14 protein-coding genes and 2 pseudogenes are annotated in these 16979 nt (G+C 71.6%); 6 read left to right on the top strand and 10 right to left on the bottom strand.

What is annotated here, in order from left to right; translation table 11 throughout:
* Positions 1–10: 10 nt before the first annotated feature.
* Positions 11–1183, bottom strand: a complete 1173-nt coding sequence (locus AB0K28_RS50155; protein WP_364385349.1) for an MFS transporter — start codon at positions 1181–1183, stop codon at positions 11–13.
* Between the two features lie 192 nt (positions 1184–1375).
* On the opposite strand from AB0K28_RS50155, the gene AB0K28_RS50150 reads away from it, so the two are divergent.
* A complete protein-coding gene (locus AB0K28_RS50150) occupies positions 1376–1942 on the top strand; it encodes a TetR/AcrR family transcriptional regulator C-terminal ligand-binding domain-containing protein (RefSeq protein WP_364385346.1) in 567 nt (188 codons plus the stop codon).
* On the opposite strand, the gene AB0K28_RS50145 is transcribed toward AB0K28_RS50150, so the two are convergent.
* Complete coding sequence (locus AB0K28_RS50145; protein ID WP_364385388.1) at positions 1864–2157, bottom strand: aldehyde dehydrogenase family protein; 294 nt, start codon at positions 2155–2157, stop codon at positions 1864–1866. The genes AB0K28_RS50150 and AB0K28_RS50145 overlap by 79 nt on opposite strands.
* A 286-nt stretch (positions 2158–2443) precedes the next feature.
* The gene (locus tag AB0K28_RS50140; RefSeq protein ID WP_364385343.1) at positions 2444–2851 is read right to left on the bottom strand and encodes a helix-turn-helix transcriptional regulator; all 408 of its coding nucleotides are present in this window, start codon (positions 2849–2851) and stop codon (positions 2444–2446) included.
* Between the two features lie 144 nt (positions 2852–2995).
* On the opposite strand from AB0K28_RS50140, the gene AB0K28_RS50135 reads away from it, so the two are divergent.
* On the top strand, positions 2996–9841 hold the full coding sequence (locus AB0K28_RS50135; RefSeq protein WP_364385341.1) for a DUF2341 domain-containing protein: 6846 nt from the start codon (positions 2996–2998) through the stop codon (positions 9839–9841).
* 199 nt (positions 9842–10040) lie between these two features.
* Here AB0K28_RS50135 and AB0K28_RS50130 read toward each other — a convergent pair whose 3' ends face one another.
* The 4 genes from AB0K28_RS50130 to AB0K28_RS50115 form a co-directional block, all read right to left on the bottom strand.
* Positions 10041–10313, bottom strand: a complete 273-nt coding sequence (locus tag AB0K28_RS50130; RefSeq protein WP_364385338.1) for a hypothetical protein — start codon at positions 10311–10313, stop codon at positions 10041–10043.
* Between the two features lie 5 nt (positions 10314–10318).
* A complete protein-coding gene (locus AB0K28_RS50125) occupies positions 10319–10858 on the bottom strand; it encodes a hypothetical protein (RefSeq protein WP_364385335.1) in 540 nt (179 codons plus the stop codon).
* Positions 10859–11019: 161 nt separating this feature from the next.
* Positions 11020–13731: an AAA family ATPase gene (locus AB0K28_RS50120; protein WP_364385332.1), complete on the bottom strand. Its 2712-nt coding sequence runs from the start codon at positions 13729–13731 to the stop codon at positions 11020–11022.
* Positions 13732–13846: 115 nt separating this feature from the next.
* On the bottom strand, positions 13847–14068 hold the full coding sequence (locus AB0K28_RS50115; protein WP_364385394.1) for a hypothetical protein: 222 nt from the start codon (positions 14066–14068) through the stop codon (positions 13847–13849).
* Positions 14069–14251: 183 nt separating this feature from the next.
* Between AB0K28_RS50115 and AB0K28_RS50110 the strand changes: the two genes are divergently transcribed.
* Positions 14252–14740, top strand: a complete 489-nt coding sequence (locus AB0K28_RS50110; protein WP_364385329.1) for an acyltransferase family protein — start codon at positions 14252–14254, stop codon at positions 14738–14740.
* A complete protein-coding gene (locus tag AB0K28_RS50105) occupies positions 14741–15568 on the top strand; it encodes a hypothetical protein (RefSeq protein ID WP_364385326.1) in 828 nt (275 codons plus the stop codon).
* Between the two features lie 81 nt (positions 15569–15649).
* Here the strand turns inward: AB0K28_RS50105 and AB0K28_RS50100 are convergent.
* Positions 15650–15697 (bottom strand): annotated as a pseudogene (locus tag AB0K28_RS50100) (hypothetical protein); the annotation flags it as partial.
* An 8-nt stretch (positions 15698–15705) separates the two neighbouring features.
* Positions 15706–16020, bottom strand: coding sequence for a hypothetical protein (locus AB0K28_RS50095; RefSeq protein ID WP_364385323.1), 315 nt, complete (start codon positions 16018–16020; stop codon positions 15706–15708).
* 132 nt (positions 16021–16152) lie between these two features.
* Here AB0K28_RS50095 and AB0K28_RS50090 point away from each other — a divergent pair.
* Both AB0K28_RS50090 and AB0K28_RS50085 read left to right on the top strand, forming a co-directional pair.
* A pseudogene (locus AB0K28_RS50090) lies at positions 16153–16317 on the top strand (AMP-binding protein); the annotation flags it as partial.
* A 130-nt stretch (positions 16318–16447) separates the two neighbouring features.
* Positions 16448–16717: a hypothetical protein gene (locus AB0K28_RS50085; protein WP_364385391.1), complete on the top strand. Its 270-nt coding sequence runs from the start codon at positions 16448–16450 to the stop codon at positions 16715–16717.
* A 103-nt stretch (positions 16718–16820) separates the two neighbouring features.
* Here the strand turns inward: AB0K28_RS50085 and AB0K28_RS50080 are convergent, their stop codons facing one another.
* A complete protein-coding gene (locus tag AB0K28_RS50080; protein WP_364385385.1) occupies positions 16821–16967 on the bottom strand; it encodes a DUF4383 domain-containing protein in 147 nt (48 codons plus the stop codon).
* Between the last annotated feature and the right edge of the window lie 12 nt (positions 16968–16979).

Here is a 16979-nt window from a genome sequence, read left to right as displayed (position 1 = left end):
CGCCGGGGCCTCAGTCGCAGGGGGCCGTGGCTATACGGCACTGGAGCCGTAGCTGGTTGAGTCGCAGAACGAAGGCGGAGAAGGTGATCAGCGCGATCGCCAGCGCGTAGATCACGGTGGCCGACCTCAATCCCAGGGCGGTGACGGCGATGCCGCCGAGCACGGCGGGCACGCTATTGCCCAAATAGTTGATGATGTTTGCCAGGGCGAAGACCGCGCCGCGCTCGTGTGGCCTGGCGATCCTGGCGAAAGTGCCGAACGTGGCCAGCACCGACGCGCCGAAACCGATGCCGGCGACGACAGTGCCGGCCGCGGCGAGCCAGGCGAGATTGCCCGCCACCCCGGCGAGCGAGATCAAAGTGCCGACCCCGAGCAGCGCAGCGGCGGGGGCCAGCAGCGAGGAGGCCGGGCGGGAGCGGAGCAGGGCCACCGCGAACGCTCCGGTGCCCGCCAGCAACGTCACGACGACACCGCCGATGAGATGGCTGCGCAGCCCCAGCAGTTCCACAGCGACCGACGGGCCGAGGGAGAGGTACATGCCGGCCAGCGCCCAGGTGGCGATCATCGCCGGCACCAGCGGGACGATGTCCGCGCGCAGGTGTGCGGGCATCGCCACCCGCGGGCGAAGGGAGGCCAGCGCTCCCGGCCGGCGCAGCGACGTCTCCGGCAGGAGGGCCACGACAACCGCCGCCAGCGCCATGCCTGCGAGCAGCAGCGCGTAGACCAGCCGGGTCGGTGCCGGACCGAACTCCACCAGCACACCACTGCCGACGGCGCCCAGAGCCAGCCCGGTCAAAGGCGCCACCGACGTGACCACGCCCGCTCGGACGCGAGCCTGCCGCGGTTCGAGATCGACCAGGGTGGCGCTCAGCGCGGTCGTCGCCGCCCCGGTCGCGACGCCCTGCAGCACCCGGGCTGCCGACAGCACCAACACGTCCTTCGCTACCAGGAACAACACCAGCGCGACCGCCTCCAGCCCGATCGCCGCGGCGAGCACCGGCCGACGGCCGAGATGATCCGACAGCGCTCCCACGACGAGCAACGAGGCGAGCAGGCCGAACACGTAGAGAGCGAAGACCACGGTCAGCACCCATGCCGTGAACCGCCACTGCTGCTGGTAGATCACATAGATCGGCGACGGCGCGCTGGAAGCGGCCAGGAAGAGCACCAGGATGGCGGCCACGGACGAGAAGGCACCCCTCCACGGCCGGCGGTGCGGACCAACGACGGGCGGTGCGGCGCCGGAGGACACGGCACCGGAACTGTCAACAGACATGACTTCCTCGCAGTGATCGTTGCGTTAGTGGCTGCGAACGTACCACAAAAGCAGTGATGACTGCGAATTAAAAGCAGCGATCGATGCAATAATGGCGGCATGCCAGCTCAGAGCTCCCCGCCGCGCACGGACGGTCGGCCCGGAGGCCGCTCGGCCCGGGTCCGGGCAGCCGTCCACCAGGCGGTCAAGGACCTACTCACCGACGAGGCCGGCGATGCGATGACGATCCCCGTCATCGCCGCGCGCGCGGGCGTGCACGCAACAACCGTCTATCGCCGCTGGGGCTCCGTCGCCGAGTTGCTCGCCGACGTCGCGACCAGCCGCTTCTCCGGCGATATCGTGGTCCCCGACACCGGAAGCCTCCGCGAGGACCTGGAACGCTATGCCTACGACCTCGCCAAGGACCTCAGCGACCCGGACACTCTCGCGCTGGTACGCGCCATCGTCGGCACGGGCGGGGAAGGCGCCGGCGTATGCCGCATGGAGCGCCAGCGACAGCTCGAAGCCATCATCGAACGGGAACAGGCGCGGGGCAACCAGGTTCCGACCGTCGAACGCGCCATAGAGGCCCTGCTCGCCCCCCTCTACTATCGGGCCGTCTTCACCGACCAGGCCCTTTCCCCCGAATGGGCGCGTACCCTCGTGTCACACCTGCTGCCGGAATAACCCCCCATGTCGGCGATCTGGGGGAGGTTCCGGCCGCGGCGGTCGGGGCCGACGCTGGACCAGCACGGGTCGGTGAACGCCCGCCGCGCTGCCTGGAGGGCCGCGTCGACGTCCTCGGCGGTGCCGCGCTGGATGCTCGCGAGTTCCGCCTCGGTGGTCGGGCCGACGTTCGTCGATGTCTCGTCGGAAGATCCGGGCCCGCGCCGGCCGCCGATTCACATGAGGCGGTGACCCGGGCGGACGAACTCGGGGACGGCGCGCCGGGCCCCGTGGGCGATCGACGGGGTGGCGGGCTGAGCGTTCGTGGTCATGGCACCGGCTCCTTCCTTTGGGGGCGCCGGGCGAGGCCGCCCAGCGGTCATCACCTTCCTCCGGCCCGCGCCACGCCCGCATCGGTGATGATCGCCTATGCGCGGGAACGGCCGACCCGGCCTGGCAGCACGCGGTCGCGGCGCTTGAGATCGGCTCTGTCGAATCCAAGGAGGCCGCAGTAGACGGCCGTCACGCTGGTCGCCGGCCTGCTCCTGACCGCGTCGGCGGCGTACGCGCAGCACGACCCCGGCCGCAAGCGGGACACCGGCTCGGGGGCTCGTCCGCGGGGGCGGTGGGTTCGCTGTCCTTCAGAGAGGCGGCGTTGGCGGCCAGCCAGTCGGATCGCCAGCCGGCCGGATCCTCCCCGCACGCCTGGACGAACGCCTCCGTCACCGCCCACGACGGCAGCTGATCCCCCGACGCCGCCTTGGACAGGGTGCCGGGCGCGTAGCCGGCCTTGTCGGCCAGCCGCCGGATGGTGAACCCCCGCCCGGCCCGCAGCTCGCGTAATCGCAGAGCGAAGCGCCCGGCTTCGGTGGAGCCGTCGAGTGGCTGCTGCCGTCGGCCGCCGTCCCTCCGTGCCGATGCCGCGGGCATCTCCGATCCTCCTCGAGCGGCGGCCAAGCAAATCCACCCTGTACGAAACACCACCAAGGACCAGATTTGTAGTGGATTGCGATGTTCATTCTGGCGTCACCGACGATCCGGAACGCATTCATCGATGATCGATGAACTCCCCGCATGCACTCCCATGTCCTGTCACGCACCCGCGCCCTCGCCCGGGTCACCGCCGTGCTCGGCGCCGTCCTGACCATCGGGGCCGGCTTACCGGCAGTGGCCCACGCGGCGGATCCGCTGCCCGGAATCGACGGCGGCGGCACCCCCCGCGACCCGTACCAGATCGACACGGCCGAAGACCTGCGCACGGTCGCCGGCGCGATCAACGGGGACCCGGGCGGCTACGGCGGCGCGGCCTACCGGCTGACCGCCGACGTCGACTTCGGCGGAGGAACGTTCGGGGGCATCAACACCTTCACCGGAACGTTCGAGGGCGCGGGTCACACGATCAGCGATCTGACCCTCGTACGGGAGGAGTCGGCGGGCGGCGAGGCCGACCGCCTGGGCCTGGTGCGCCGGCTCAACGGCGGCACGATCCGCGACCTCACCCTCGACGGCGTGCGCGCCAACGCGGGCACGAGCACCAACGGCTGGATCGGCACCGTCGCCGTCATCGCCACCAACGCCACCATCACGGGCACCTCCGTGAAGAACGCGCAGCTCACGGCGACCAGCGCCGAGAAGGTCGGCGGTATCGCCGCCGAGCTGCACAACGGGACCATCGACGACAACCTCGTCACCGGCTCCCTGAGCGCGGCCAAGATGCCCGCCGGCATCGCCGCGTACGTCAACCAGAACTCCCAGGTCCGGCACAACCTGGCGGCGGCCGACCTGACGGTGGCCGCCCCGGGCGGCGACGGCGGCACGCGCGGCATCGACGCGGGCCTCATCGTCGGCTACCCGGGCACGCCCAACGGCTCCGCCTTCACCGGCAACGTCGCGCTGTCCGGCTCGATCGCCTACCAGGGCAGGGCCGACGGGTTCGTGGGCCGCGTCATCGGCTACACCGGCTACGACGGCTGGACGGCCGAGAACAACCTGGCCAACGCCGCGATCACCATCGCCGGGCAGCCGGTCACCGGCCCCGGCACCAAGAACCAGCACGGCACGGACGCCACGGCCGAGCAGCTGGCGCAGCGGACCACGTACGAGGGCCTGGGCTGGGACTTCACCAACGCCTGGCGCTGGGACGACGCTGCGGGCCACCCGGTGCCGCAGTACACCCAAGCGCTGTTCGGCAGCGGCACCGCGGAGCAGCCCTACGAGATCGGCTCCCCCGAGGACCTGGAGCATCTCACCGCCCAGCTCAACGCGGGCAACGCCCGCTACACCGGCGACAAGCACTTCGTGCTGACCGCCGACCTCGACTTCGCCGGGCGTCAGCCGTTCGGCGGCATCAACCGCTTCGAGGGCGTGCTGGACGGCGCCGGGCACACGATCAGCGGCCTGGTGTACGGCCCGCAGGAGAGCGCCGGCGGCGAGGCCGACCGGCTCGGCCTGGTGCGCCGGCTCGACGGCGGCACCATCCGCGGCCTCACCCTGGCGGGCGTCACGGCCGACGGCGGCACGCGCGCCGGGTTCGTGGCCGGCCTGGCCGTCGTCGCCACGGACGCGACCCTGACGGGCAACACCGTGCTCGACGCCAAGCTCACGGCCACGAGTGCCGAGAAGGTGGCGGGCCTGGTCGCGGAGCTGCGCGGCGGCTCGGTCAGCGACAACTGGGTACGCGCCACGGTCAGCGCGGACAAGATGCCCGCGGGCCTCGTGTCGTACGCGAACAACGGCGTGTCGATCCGCGACAACCTCGTCGAGGCGGACCTCACCGTGGCCGCCGACGGCGGCGCGAACGGCACCCGGGGCATCGACGCCGCGCACGTCGTGGCCTACCCGGGCAACCCCGGCTCGGGCAGCTCGTACACGGGCAACGTCGCGCTCTCCGGCACGATCGCCTACCAGGGCAAGATCGACGGTTTCGCCGGCCGCATCGTCGGCTACACGGGCTACGCGGGCTGGACCGCGCAGAGCAACCTCGCCAGCGGCGCCATCACCATCGGCGGCGACCCGGTCACCGGCCCCGGCACCAAGAACCAGCACGGGACCGACACCGCGGCCGAGGCGCTCGCGCGCCAGGCCACCTACACCGCGCTCGGCTGGGACTTCGCCGAGAAGTGGAGCTGGGACGCCCAGGCCGGCCACCCCGTGCCGAAGTACGTCTCCTCGGCCGAGGCCCCGAACCGCATTGCCACCACCTTCTACGGCGACCCGGGCACGCAGCGCGCCTTCACCTGGTACTCGACGCTGGACACCAGCGGCGCCGCCGTGCTGAGCACGGACCGCGAGTTTCCCGAGGGCTCGGCCACGGTGACGGTCGAGGCGCAGCGCGAGGACAGCGAGGACGGGGAGAGCTTCTTCCGCGCCGTCGCCCGCGACCTCAAGCCCGGCACCACCTACTACTACCGCGTGGGCGACGCGGAGCAGCAGGTGTGGAGCGCGACCGGCACGTTCGTCACGGCGAAGGGCGGACAGGAGGACTTCACGTTCATCGACCTGACCGACACGCAGTCGCAGAACCTGGCCGAGGCGGAGCTGTCGGCGCAGACCATCGCCAAGGCGCTCAAGCACGTGCCCGACGCCGAGTTCGTCATGCACAACGGCGACGTCGTCGAGGCGGGCGACCGGGAGCAGGACTGGAAGGACCTGCTCGACTCCGCCCGCCCGAGCCTGCTGAAGACCACGTTCGCGCCGGCGCCGGGCAACCACGACGCGCACAAGAACGCGTTCGCCGACCACTTCACGCTGGAGGGCCCGCAGGACCAGGACCGCTCCGCCGGCGTGTACTACTCCTACACCTACAACCGCGCGCACTTCATGGTGCTCAACACCAACGAGGGCGGCGCCGAGGGCATCTCCGGCAAGCAGCTCGACTGGCTGAAGGCCGACGCCGAGGCCGCCCGCGACGCCGGCGCCACGTGGCTGGTCCTGGTCATGCACAAGGGCACCTACACCACGGCGAACCACCTGGACGACGGCGACGTCATGGCGATGCGCCGCACGCTCGTGCCGGTGATCGACGAGCTGGACATCGACCTGGTGCTGCAGGGCCACGACCACGTGATGAGCCGGTCCAAGGTGCTGGCCGCCGACCCCGGCGGGGTCCAGGGCGCCCGTCCCGTCGAGACCACCAAGATCACCGAAGTGCGGAACGGGAAGCGCGTCGAGTACGCGGTGGACCCCAAGGGCACCATCTACTTTCTGCCGAACACCGCCGGGGCCAAGCACTACACGCAGGCGACCAATCCGCAGGGGGTGGAGCTGGAGCCGTACCTGCGGCTGTTCGACCGCACCGGTGAGCAGGCGGGCGAGAACTTCACGGCGATCAACGTCACCGCCGACCGCCTCACGGTGAACGTCTACGACATCCGCGAGCGCGGCGTGCCGCGCCTGTTCGAGGGCTTCGGCATCGACCGCGCCATCGCGCCGGTCGACGCTCGGCTCGGCAAACTGCCGCAGGACGTCAAGCTTGCGGACGCCGAGGCGGTGACCGCCGCGCGCGCCGCCGTCAACGCCCTCACCGAGGCGCAGCGCGGCGCCCTGACCGGGCTGAAGCGCCTGGAGGAGGCCGAGCGGCGGCTGCGCGAGCTGGGCGGCCTCCTCTCCACGGACGGCAAGACCGTGGCCTGGGCCGACGCCGGCGCGACCGCCCGCCAGGTGGTCACCGTGCGCAACGACACCGCCTCGGACTTCACCGGTACGCCGGTGCAGCTGCGCATCCCGTCCACGCCCGGCGTCGAGCGGGACGAGCTGGCCTTCTTCGGCGCCGACGGCGCGCCCCTGCCGCACGAGGTGGAGACCTGGCAGCCGGGCGGCACCTCGACCGTGTGGGTCCGGGTGCCGAGCCTGCCCGCCGAGTCGGCGCGCCAGCTGTGGGCCTACTTCGGCGGCGGCGCTCCGGACAACGACCCCACGGACGTGTGGGGCGAGCAGTACTCGCTGGTCGAGCACTTCGCCGGCGCCACCGCGAGCGGCGAGAGCCGTACCGACTCCACGGGCCGGCAGACCGGCCTCGTGGTCGGCGACGCCCTGACCGGCGACGCCTCCGAGCGGGGCACCGGCCAGACCCGGTTCGCGGGTTCGCGCCTGCAGTACCCGGGCGACGTCGGCGGCGGCCACGACCGCATCGCGATCAGCGGCGTGTACTCCGTCACCGAGGAGGACCTGGCCGCGCTGGGCGCGGCGGCTCCCGTGATCGCGAAGGAGAGCGCGACCGGTGACGGGCAGCTCACCTTCTGGCAGGGCGTGCGACCGGCCGACAAGCAGGTCGGCACGCGCCTGGCGGGCAACAGCTTCGAGTTCGGCGACGTCGACCTGAGCCACCGCTTCGACTTCCCCGCCAACGGCAAGCCGCACCTGGTCACCCAGACCTACGACGGCATGACGTACTCGGTGTTCGTGGACGGCCGCGAGGTGCACAGCCAGATGGTCGAGTACCGCAGCACGTTCTCCGACCCGGCCGTGCAGACGACGATCGGCGACGTCTCCACCGACGACGGCACCCTGCGGACGCCGTTCCACGGCCTGGTGGACGAGGTGCAGATCGCGGGCGTGGCGTTCACGCCGGCCTTCGAGTCCTTCCGGTACGCGAACCTGTTCGGCGACGCCGTGAGCTTCGGCGAGCGGGTCGAGCGCGCGGACGAGCGCCTGACGCTGATGGTCGGCACCCCGCGGGCGGGCAGCTCGCTGGAGGCCGGGCTGGTCGAGGTGACCGGCACCGTCAGCCGGCGCGCCGTGCTCACCGCGCGGGTGGCCGGCAAGAAGGTGCTCACCCAGCAGGTCGACGCCGGGCCGTTCACGGTCCCCGTGCCGGTGAACGAGAGCGGCGAGCAGACGCTCACGGTGACGGCCGCCGCCGGCAAGCCGGGCAAGCCCGGCACCGGCGGGCGCGACGTCGCCACCCCGGTCGAGGTGCCGGTCACGGTCAAGGACACCGTGGCGCCCGCCTCCCCGCAGGTCGGCGACGACGCCGAGTCGGCGACCGGGCAGAACCCGGGCGTCACGCTGAGCGCGACACCGCGGACGAAGGACCGCGAGCGGGTGGAGGCCACGTTCCACGCCGGCCCGACCATCCCGCTGACCGGCTCCAACGTCGTGGTACGCACCGGGACCACCCCTGACCGGGTGCCCGACGCGCTGAAGCCGGACAGCGGCACCGTCAGCGAGCAGCTGCTGCCGACGACCGAGGGCACGAACGAGAACCCGTACCAGATCTACGAGATCTCCCTGACCGCCGAGCAGGCGGCGCAGCAGGAGTTCCACCTGACCTGGACGGGCTCGGGCGACGAGCGCACGATCTCGGCCCACGTGTACGACCACACGGCCGGCCGCTGGATCCTGAAGGACACCGGCTCCGACCCGTCCGGCGCGGAGATCCAGCTCGACGTGACCGCCCGCGCCGGCGAGAACGTCGTGTCAGGCGGGCGGCTGCACCTGCTGGTCTGGCGCGGCCTGACCGCGATGCCCGGCCAGGAGGGTGACGACATCGAGTCGATGCCCACCGCCGACCGCTACGACTGGGCGTTCGACCACGTGCCGGACTCCCAGCTGTACGCGCAGGCGACCCCGGACCTCATGACGCACCAGTTCGAGTACGTCGCCGAGGTCGCGAAGGCGCGCAAGACCAAACTGGTGCTGCAGTCGGGTGACTGGGTCAACCGCGAGTACCTGTCGCAGGAGTATCAGTGGGTCAACGCCGAGCCGTCGGCGCGGGCTCTGGAGGACGCGAAACTGCCCTACATGATCTCGTGGGGCAACCACGACTACTCCGATGCCCGCAACGGCCGCGTCATGCTGCCGAAGTACTTCCCCATGGAGCGCTTCGAGAAGAGCCTCGAAGGCAGCCCCTGGACGTTCGGCGGCAGCGACGGCATCGACAACTACTACTACACGGCCGAGATCGACGGGGCGAAGCTGCTGCTGCTCACCGTCGGCTTCTTCTCCGCCGACAACGCCGATGACGCCGGGCTGGCCTGGGGCAGGAAGGTCATCGAGGCCCACCCGGACCACGCGGTGATCCTGGCCAACCACAACTCGGTGAACCAGGGCGTCAACGGCTGGTCCAACGGCAACGTCACCCAGGCGCTGATCGATCCGTACCCGAACGTCAAGCTGGTGCTCGGCGGCCACATCGCCGGCACCGGCGTCGCCTGGCGGCAGACGGCGGGCGGCAACCGCGTCTACGGCGTGCTGACCGACTACCAGTCGCGCGTGTACGGCGGCCAGGAGTACCTCAAGCACATCAGCGTCGACGCCGAGAACGACCTGATCTACTTCAACACCTGGTCGCCCCTGCTGGGCAAGGCCACGTCCGACGGCAACTGGCACCACAACGTGCCGGCGGGCGCGATCCCCGGCTTCCACGGCGCGGACTCGGAGAACTTCGCCCTGGAGATCGACCTCGGCGGCACCACGAAGCGGACCCTCACGGCCAAGGCGCTCACCGCCGCGGCCGGCGCGCGCCGGCAGGTCGGGGACGTGCGCACCGCGGTCGGCGCCGAGCAGGTCTCGGTGGTGCTGAACGGGCTCGAGGGCGGCGGCTCCTACGAGTGGTACGCCGAGCTGCGCGACGCCGCGGGCCACGTGACCCGCAGCGCCGTCCGCACCTTCACCGTGGACGCGACGCCGTCGCCGCCCGGGTGGGACGCCGAGACGGTCTACACGGCGGGGCACGAGGTGACCTACCGCGGCGCCGTCTGGCGGGCGTCGTGGTGGACGCGGAACCAGAAGCCCGGCGACCCGTACGGGCCGTGGCAGGAGATCGCCACGACCGCCGACGGCACCGCCGTCTGGACCGCGAGCCGCATCTTCGTCGCCGGTGAGGTGGCGGAGCACGACGGGAAGCGGTACGAGGCCACGTGGTGGACCCGCGACCAGGAGCCGGGCAACCCGCACGGCCCGTGGCGGCCACTGAGCTGACCCCGGAGTGAGAAGGTGGGCGTGACCGTCTCGGCGGTCACGCCCATTCTCGTGCGGAGCGCCACCACCGATTACGAGCCAGAGCCGGATAAGAGCCAGAGCCGTTGTTCTCACAGTCCCGCCGAGCTGGACGACCACGGGCGCGCGCCGGTAGTGGGCGGCCCCGGTTTCCCGGGGTACGAGCACTCGGGCGTCCCGTTCACGCGACCATGAGGTAGGCGAAACGTCCGATCGGTCTGACCTCGATCCGGACGTACGCCGTCGGCACCCCGTGCCAGATGGTCGTCGTGCCGCTGAGGTTGTACACGGTGCCATTGGCATAGAACGGCGGGTCCGCGCCGTACCGGCGCCATTCGACGGTCACGAGCCCGTCGCCCGGCCGGTGGGTGAGGTTCATGGCCCCGAAGCTCGGGCCGTTGTACAGCGCCGTCCATATGGATGGGTCGCAGAGTGCGTACTGGGTGGTCGTCATCGGAATCACTGCTCCGGCGTCGGTGTCGCACTGGCCGGCGTGGACCGCCGCGCCATCAGCGCCGAGCTCTCGGCGCGGCACCGCAGCAGCGCCATGTAGAGCCGCTCCGCCAACTCGCCCGGGTGGTTGATGGGAAAGAACTCTTGGGGGACGTATCGGCTTATCGCCGCGGCGGTGATGTGATGCCCGGCGGCGCTGAACTTCTTGCCGGGCAGCAGGCGGGCGATGGTCGCGTGACTCGTGATGGGATAGACGACGCCGTTCTTCTCCGCCAGCTTCACCGCCAAGGCGCAGATCCTGAGTTCGGGGACGACATGCAGGGTCAGGTCCAGAACGTCGAAGTCGGCCGGTTGGAAGGTGATCTGTTCGCCGGGGAGTTTCCAGTTGGGGGGAGGCTTCTGCGACAGACCGCTGGAGAGGGGCGCTGGATCGGCCGAGGCCGGCCTCGCGGTCACCCCGGCCAGGCCGATGGCTCCGAGCCCGGCGGCCGTGCCCGTTCTGATCATGCTTCGGCGGGGCATCGATCCGCTGCTGTCTTTCTCCATGTTTCTCCTTGAGATTGGTGCCAGACGCAGGTGCGTACCGCGCGAGATGGATTCGCGAATTCGATCAGCGCCTGAAGGGGCCTGCCGGATCAACGGGTGAGTTCGGTACACCCAGGATCGGATTGGGCCGCTCATGCGGGCATCGGGGGAACCACGGATGTTTAGGGCGCCACACCACGCCGAATGAGGTCGCGGCGGGACATTCGCAGCTTCGTGTACACCCTGCTCAGGTGAGTCTCCACGGTTCGGACGGTGATCGACAGCCGTTCGGCGATCTCGGCGTTGGTGAGTCCCTGGGCGGCCAGGGTCGCGGTCCGGGTCTCGGCAGGGGTCAGCGCCTGGGGGTCAGTGGTACGGCGCCGGCCGTCGGCACGGCGGAGTTCCTCGTGCGCCCGTGCGGCCAGCCACCGTGCCCCGGCTTGGGCGGCCGTGGCCGCTGCGTCGGCGAGCATCGGCCTGGCCCGCGCGGGCCGGCCGGTCCGGCGCAGCCAGGCGCCGTAGAGGAGCTGGGTCTCCACCTTCTCGAAGGGCTGGTCGGTGGTGTCGTGCAGGGCGAGGGCCGTCGCGAACTCGGCCTCCGTCACGGCGGGGTCGTCGGCCAGGAGGGCCCGCCCGGTCGCGGCCGCGATCCGCGGCCAGACGCAGGGCAGCGATTCCGAGACCGCTTCGAGCCGCGCGACCAGCCGCTCTGCTGACTCGCGCCGTCCGATTCTCGTGTACGCCACGGCGGCGTCCCGTGCGAAGGGGACCAGGCACGGTTCGAAGATGCCGACCCGCTGGGTCGTCTCGTCGAGCAGGTCGAACTGCGCGCAGGCCGTGGCGAGGTCGCCCTCGTGGAGGGCGCGGCGGCCCCGGACGTACCAGACGACGATCAGGGTGCCGACGTCACTCAGGTTCGACGCGCTGCGCTCGACCTGGGCGCAGCGTCGCTCGCACTCCTCCAAGTCGCCCGACAGCAGCAGGAGCCAGGTCTGGGCGGCGGCCACGTAGCGCTCCGAGATCGGGGCCAGATCCTTGACGGCCCGGGCCTGCTCCACGCTCGCGAAGGCCTCGCGGAGCCGGCCGACGCGCACCATGAACTCGGCGCGGGAGGCGTACAGCATGCTCAGGGTGCCGATCGCCCCGGCGCGCTCGGCGGCGGCGATCACCCGGGTGAACGCCTGCTCGCACTCGTCGAAGCGCTCGGCCCACTTCGCGGCGAAGGCGTGGTTGCTCAGCGCCCCCCAGGTGCCCTGCACGTCGGTCAGCTGGGCCTCCGGGTCGTCCTCGATCTCCCGGGCCGCCCGCACGACCTCGTCGAGTCCGGCCAGGTCGGCGCCGAGGTAGGCGATGTAGCCGTGCGCGGAGGCGACCTTCCGGCGCAGGGCCGCGCCGACGCCGGCCGCATGTTCCCGGGCGTGGTCCCGGGCCCGGGCGGCGAAGGGGAGCGCCCGGCTTCCGTGGATCAGGTGCTGGAAGTTGGCGTGGTCGAGCAGCGCCTCGACGGCGATCGAAGGGGCTCGCTCGGCGGCCAGTTCGGCGGCCCGGTCGAGGTCGCGTTCGGCCTGTCGATGGTCGCCGGTGAGGAAACCGGCGCGGCCTGCCATCCAGGCGGCCTGCGCGGCGGTTTCCACGTCGGCGGCGGGATGGCGGGAGACGGCCCCGAGCAGCGCGACCGCCTCAGCGGCCCGGCCGACCGCCATGAGGGCCTGGCCTGCGGCCAGCCCCAGCTCCGGGTCGGCGTGGTCGCCGGCCAGGCGATGGGCGCCCGCCAGGTAGCGCGCGGCCGTCTCGGTCGCTCCGGCGGCCAGTGCGTCGCGGCCGACCCGTTCCAGCGCGGCGACGGCATGCCGGTCGCCGGCCAGGTTTCCGCGCAGCGCGTGCTCGGCCGCCTCGGCCCGCGACCCCCGCCGCATCAGCAGGGCGAACGCCAGCGCGTGCAGCCGTAAGCGAGTCGAGGTCGGCATCTCCTCGTAGAGGATCTGCTGGAACAGCGGATGGACGAACTCGACCCGCCCGCCGGGAGCCTCCCGCAGGAGGCGCTCCCGCTGGAGACCCGCGACGGTGTCGTCGCCCGCCTCGGTGTCCAGGCCTGCCAGCTCCATCGCCGCCCCTGGATCGAACGACAGCCCCAGGACGCTGCCCGCCCGCGCGCAGCGCATCGCCTCGGTCGTCGCCCCGACGAACCGCCGGACCAGCAGCTCACGGCCCGCGAGATCGGGCGATCGCGTCTCCAGCGAGCCCAGGTCCGCGCCGTCGGCGAGCAGCCGCGCGGCGTGGTCGAGCAGCAGCGGGTTGCCCGCGCACATCGCCCATACTGTGCGAGCCGTCCGGGCCGGCAGCTCGTGGCCGGTCCGCAGGGCGAGGAAGGCGGCGGAGGACCGCTCACCCAGGGGTTCGAGCTCAACCGTACGCGCGCACCCGCTCTCCTCCAGGTCCCGCGCGAGGTCCAGAGCGGCGGGCGGCCACGCCCGCAGGGCCGCCACGACCGCTACCCGGGAGGCGGCCAGGCGGCGGCACAGGAACGCCAGCAGCGTGAGCGAGTCGGCGTCGGCCCAGTGGAGATCGTCGACGACCAGCACCACAGGATCGCCCGACCACGACTCCAGGGCCTGCCACATGCGGTGGCACCGGCCCGCCAGGGTGTCGGTCGGCTGGTCGCCGACGCCGAGAGCCGCCAGGGCCTGGGTCATCACCTCGAAGGGGATCCCCGACGCGATGGGCGAGCCGTGGGCGCGTCCGACGTGGAACCCGGCGTCGGCGATTCCGCCGAGCAGCCAGCTCTTCCCCATCCCGGCGTCCCCGTGGACGAACACCGCCCCGCCACGTCCCGCCTGGGCCTCCGCGAGCCGCTCATGAATGGCGTCGGCCGCGACCGTCCGCTCCCGCACCATCACAGTGTCGCAAAAACGCAGGAAGGATTTCCCTTGCACCGGTAACGCGAAAAGCCCTGCTTCCCAGCCTCTCTTGTGAGTGAGAATGCCGGCGAACGGGCGGTGAGATCATCTGTCACTGCTGACTTCGATGACGCGCGTCAGGCGAGCGGACACACACGACGAACCCCTCGGGGCCTCCGCTGTCTTCGGGCGGGCAGGCGAACCAGCATCGCGACCATCGCGCACAGCACCGGGCCACCCGGAGCGAACCGTCGGGGGCGTCCAGGCCGAACAACGCCAGCGACCCGCCGATCAGCACCACCACCGTCAGCAGGACGACCACCAGGTCGCGCACCGACGGCGGGCGAAGCGGGCCGCTCTGGTCCGCGTGACACATCGTGATCATTCCGGAGTGATCACTTGGCGGGACAGGCGTCACCGTTTCGCATCCCCGCGGGCTGGGGACAGCCTCAGCATGGCCTCCGGCCTGGGGGGAACGGGGCACGGGGATGATCCACGGTGAGCGGGGGCTGACGTCATGCGCGGGCTGGCGGCGATGGTGCGCGACCTGGCGGCGCGTACGCCCGGCAGCCGCGAGCGCAGCGCCGACATGTGGCGCGCACTGGCCATCTGCCTGGTGGTGTTCGGGCACTGGTTCGTCGTCGTCGTGACCTACCGGGACGGCCGGCTGTCCGGGTACAACGCGCTCGACGTCCTGAGCTGGATGGACCCGGTGACCTGGCTGTTCCAGGTGATGCCGATCTTCTTCCTGGTCGGCGGCTACGCCGGCGGCGCCTCGATGGCCTCGCACCGCGCCTCCGGGGGCGACGGCATCGGCTGGGTGCTGAGGCGGACCGACCGGCTGCTCCGGCCGACGACCGCGCTGTTCCTGGTGCTGCCGCTGACCTCGCTGGTCATCGTGGCGGCAGGGGTGAACACCGAACTGGTCGGCCACGCGGCGTGGCTCGCCTCCATCCCGCTGTGGTTCCTGCTGGCGTACCTCGTCCTGGTGGTGCTCACGCCGTAGTTGTACGCGCTGCACCGCCACGCGGGGCTCGCCGTCCCTGTGGTGATGGTGGTCATCGTCGCGGCCGCCGACCTGCTGCGGCGGGGGCTGCACGTACCGGTCGTCGGTCAGAGCACCTACCTGTTCGCCTGGATGGCGATCTACCAGCTCGGCTTCTGCTGGCGGGACGGGCTCCTGCGGCTGAGCCGCAGGCAAGCGCTCGCGGTCGCGGCCGGCGGCCTGGCCGCCACGATCGGGCTGACCGTGGTGGGCCCCTACCCGGTCGGCATGGTCGGCTACAACACAGCGCCGCCGACCCTGGCACTGATGGCGCTCGCCACCACGCAGATCGGACTGGTCCTCGCCCTGCAGCCCGCGGCCAACCGATGGCTTCGTGGGATCGGCCCGTGGAGTGCGGTCATCGCGACCAACGCCGTCATTCTGACCGTGTTCCTGTGGCACATGGCAGCGGCGGTGATCGCGGCCGTCGTGCTGGTCCCGACCGGGATCCTGCCGCAGCCCCCGCTGCACTCGACGGCGTGGCTGCTGTGGCGAGTGCCGTGGCTGGCAGCTTGCGCCCTCGTCCTCATCGTGCTGGTCGCCCTGTTCGCGCGCATCGAACTGCGCCGGCCGATGACGCATTCCCTCGAGCGCGATCCGTGGCGTGACGGCGCGACCGTGCTCGGATCGGCCGCCGTGCTGGCCGGGCTCCTGATCGTCGCCGTGTCCGGCCCCGGTGACCACGGGCCCACGGGCATCCCATGGGCGGGGGGACTCTCGTATCTGTGCGGTGCCGCTGTGCTGCGCGTGGCGCGAACCCGGTCTGCCCGGCCGAACGCCGGCCGTTGAACGCCGAGGAGCACCGCATACAAGCGCCTCGTCCAGCACCGCGGTGTCGCGGGGGTCGCCCACCACCAGCAGCGTCTCCCATCCCAGCCGCCGACCCTGCTCGGCCACGGGCGGGGCCGCCTCACGCAGATATCTGGTCAGATGCTCCTCGACACGCTGGTCGAAGCGGTCGGGGTGGATACCGCGGCGAGGTGGCCCACCGGGAGCTGAACCCACTCGGTGCGTACCTCGTCACCGGCCACCTGCGCGAACAGGGGACGCCCGAGACCGGGACCGGCCGGGTCGAGCAGCTCGTCGATCCGCGGCTCCAGCAGGTCCAGACGGATGCCCATGAGCCTGGCCCGCTCCTGGTCGGGCCCTGCCAGATCCTGCCGCAACGCGGCGATCTCGTTGCGCAGCCGGGTCCGCCCGGCCTGCGTGCCGGGCTCCATCGTGGTGTAGAGCGACAGCACGCCTGATCGTGGACCTGGCCGAAGGCCTGCCCAGGCCGCCGCGGGTATGGCAGATCGACGGCGGCGGGCTGCACCGTCTGCGCGAGGACGGGCGAGACGTGGACGACGCTCGGCTGCGGGCGCCGCCGGGCGATGTCGGCCGACGACCTGGCGACGATCATCTACCCCTCAGGCACCACCGGCCGCCCGAAGGGCTGCATGCTCAATCACGGCGACCTGCTGTACGAGGCTCCCATCGCGATCGACAGCCTGGAGAAGATCCTCGGCCAGGACGCCTCGACCCTGCTGTTCCTCCCGCTGGCGCACGTCTTCGCGAGGGTGATCCAGGTGGCCTGCCTGGAGCGGGGTGTGTGCCTGGGGCACAACGCCGACGCGGGCCCGGGATCAGGGCAAGGGAAGGATCTTCGACTGGGCCGAGCGGACCGCCATGACCTACAGCCAGGCGCTGTACGAAGGGCGGCCGGGCCAGCGCCTGCGCCTGGCACATCGCCTGACCGGCCGGCTGGTGTACCGGCGACTGCGGGCCTCGCTCGGCGGCCGGCCGCCGTACACGGCCGCGCTGATCACTCTGGACGCCGACGCGCTGGCCTCATGGAAGCTAGCCGCCGGCAAGCCCGAACAGCCCGCCCGGCCCCAGCAGGGCCGGCTTCCACTTTTCAAGGTCGGTCGGCGTGCCCGCCGCTCGGCGAAATGGTGATCTAGACGCTGTGCGTCGCGCAGGCACGCACCTCCGATTCCCCGCTCGACCGGCACGAACCAAAGGGGTATCGGGAGCACGCGGGCACGCGCGCCGCGCTCTGCTAGTGAATGTCCAGGCGGTGCTGGAGCCGCGCACGCGTCGCTATCGCCCCGAGCGCGATCATGACGACCCCCAGCACCAGGTGCAGCCAGTTGTCGGCCGTGTTGAACGGGACGAAGTTGGCCCCGCCGCCGTGCGGGACGAACAGCCCGTAGAGCCA

The sequence above is a fragment of the Nonomuraea sp. NPDC049504 genome, assembly GCF_040676845.1.
Classification (GTDB): domain Bacteria; phylum Actinomycetota; class Actinomycetes; order Streptosporangiales; family Streptosporangiaceae; genus Nonomuraea; species Nonomuraea salmonea.
This window is presented reverse-complemented; position numbering and strand designations above follow the sequence as displayed.

Coding starts and splice junctions, on each gene's coding strand:
- AB0K28_RS50085 (WP_364385391.1), top strand. CDS start 16,448: ATGACCTACAGCCAGGCGCTGTACGAAGGGCGGCCGGGCCAGCGCCTG.
- AB0K28_RS50135 (WP_364385341.1), top strand. CDS start 2,996: ATGCACTCCCATGTCCTGTCACGCACCCGCGCCCTCGCCCGGGTCACC.
- AB0K28_RS50110 (WP_364385329.1), top strand. CDS start 14,252: ATGCGCGGGCTGGCGGCGATGGTGCGCGACCTGGCGGCGCGTACGCCC.
- AB0K28_RS50140 (WP_364385343.1), bottom strand. CDS start 2,851: ATGCCCGCGGCATCGGCACGGAGGGACGGCGGCCGACGGCAGCAGCCA.
- AB0K28_RS50130 (WP_364385338.1), bottom strand. CDS start 10,313: ATGACGACCACCCAGTACGCACTCTGCGACCCATCCATATGGACGGCG.
- AB0K28_RS50120 (WP_364385332.1), bottom strand. CDS start 13,731: ATGGTGCGGGAGCGGACGGTCGCGGCCGACGCCATTCATGAGCGGCTC.
- AB0K28_RS50150 (WP_364385346.1), top strand. CDS start 1,376: ATGCCAGCTCAGAGCTCCCCGCCGCGCACGGACGGTCGGCCCGGAGGC.
- AB0K28_RS50125 (WP_364385335.1), bottom strand. CDS start 10,858: ATGGAGAAAGACAGCAGCGGATCGATGCCCCGCCGAAGCATGATCAGA.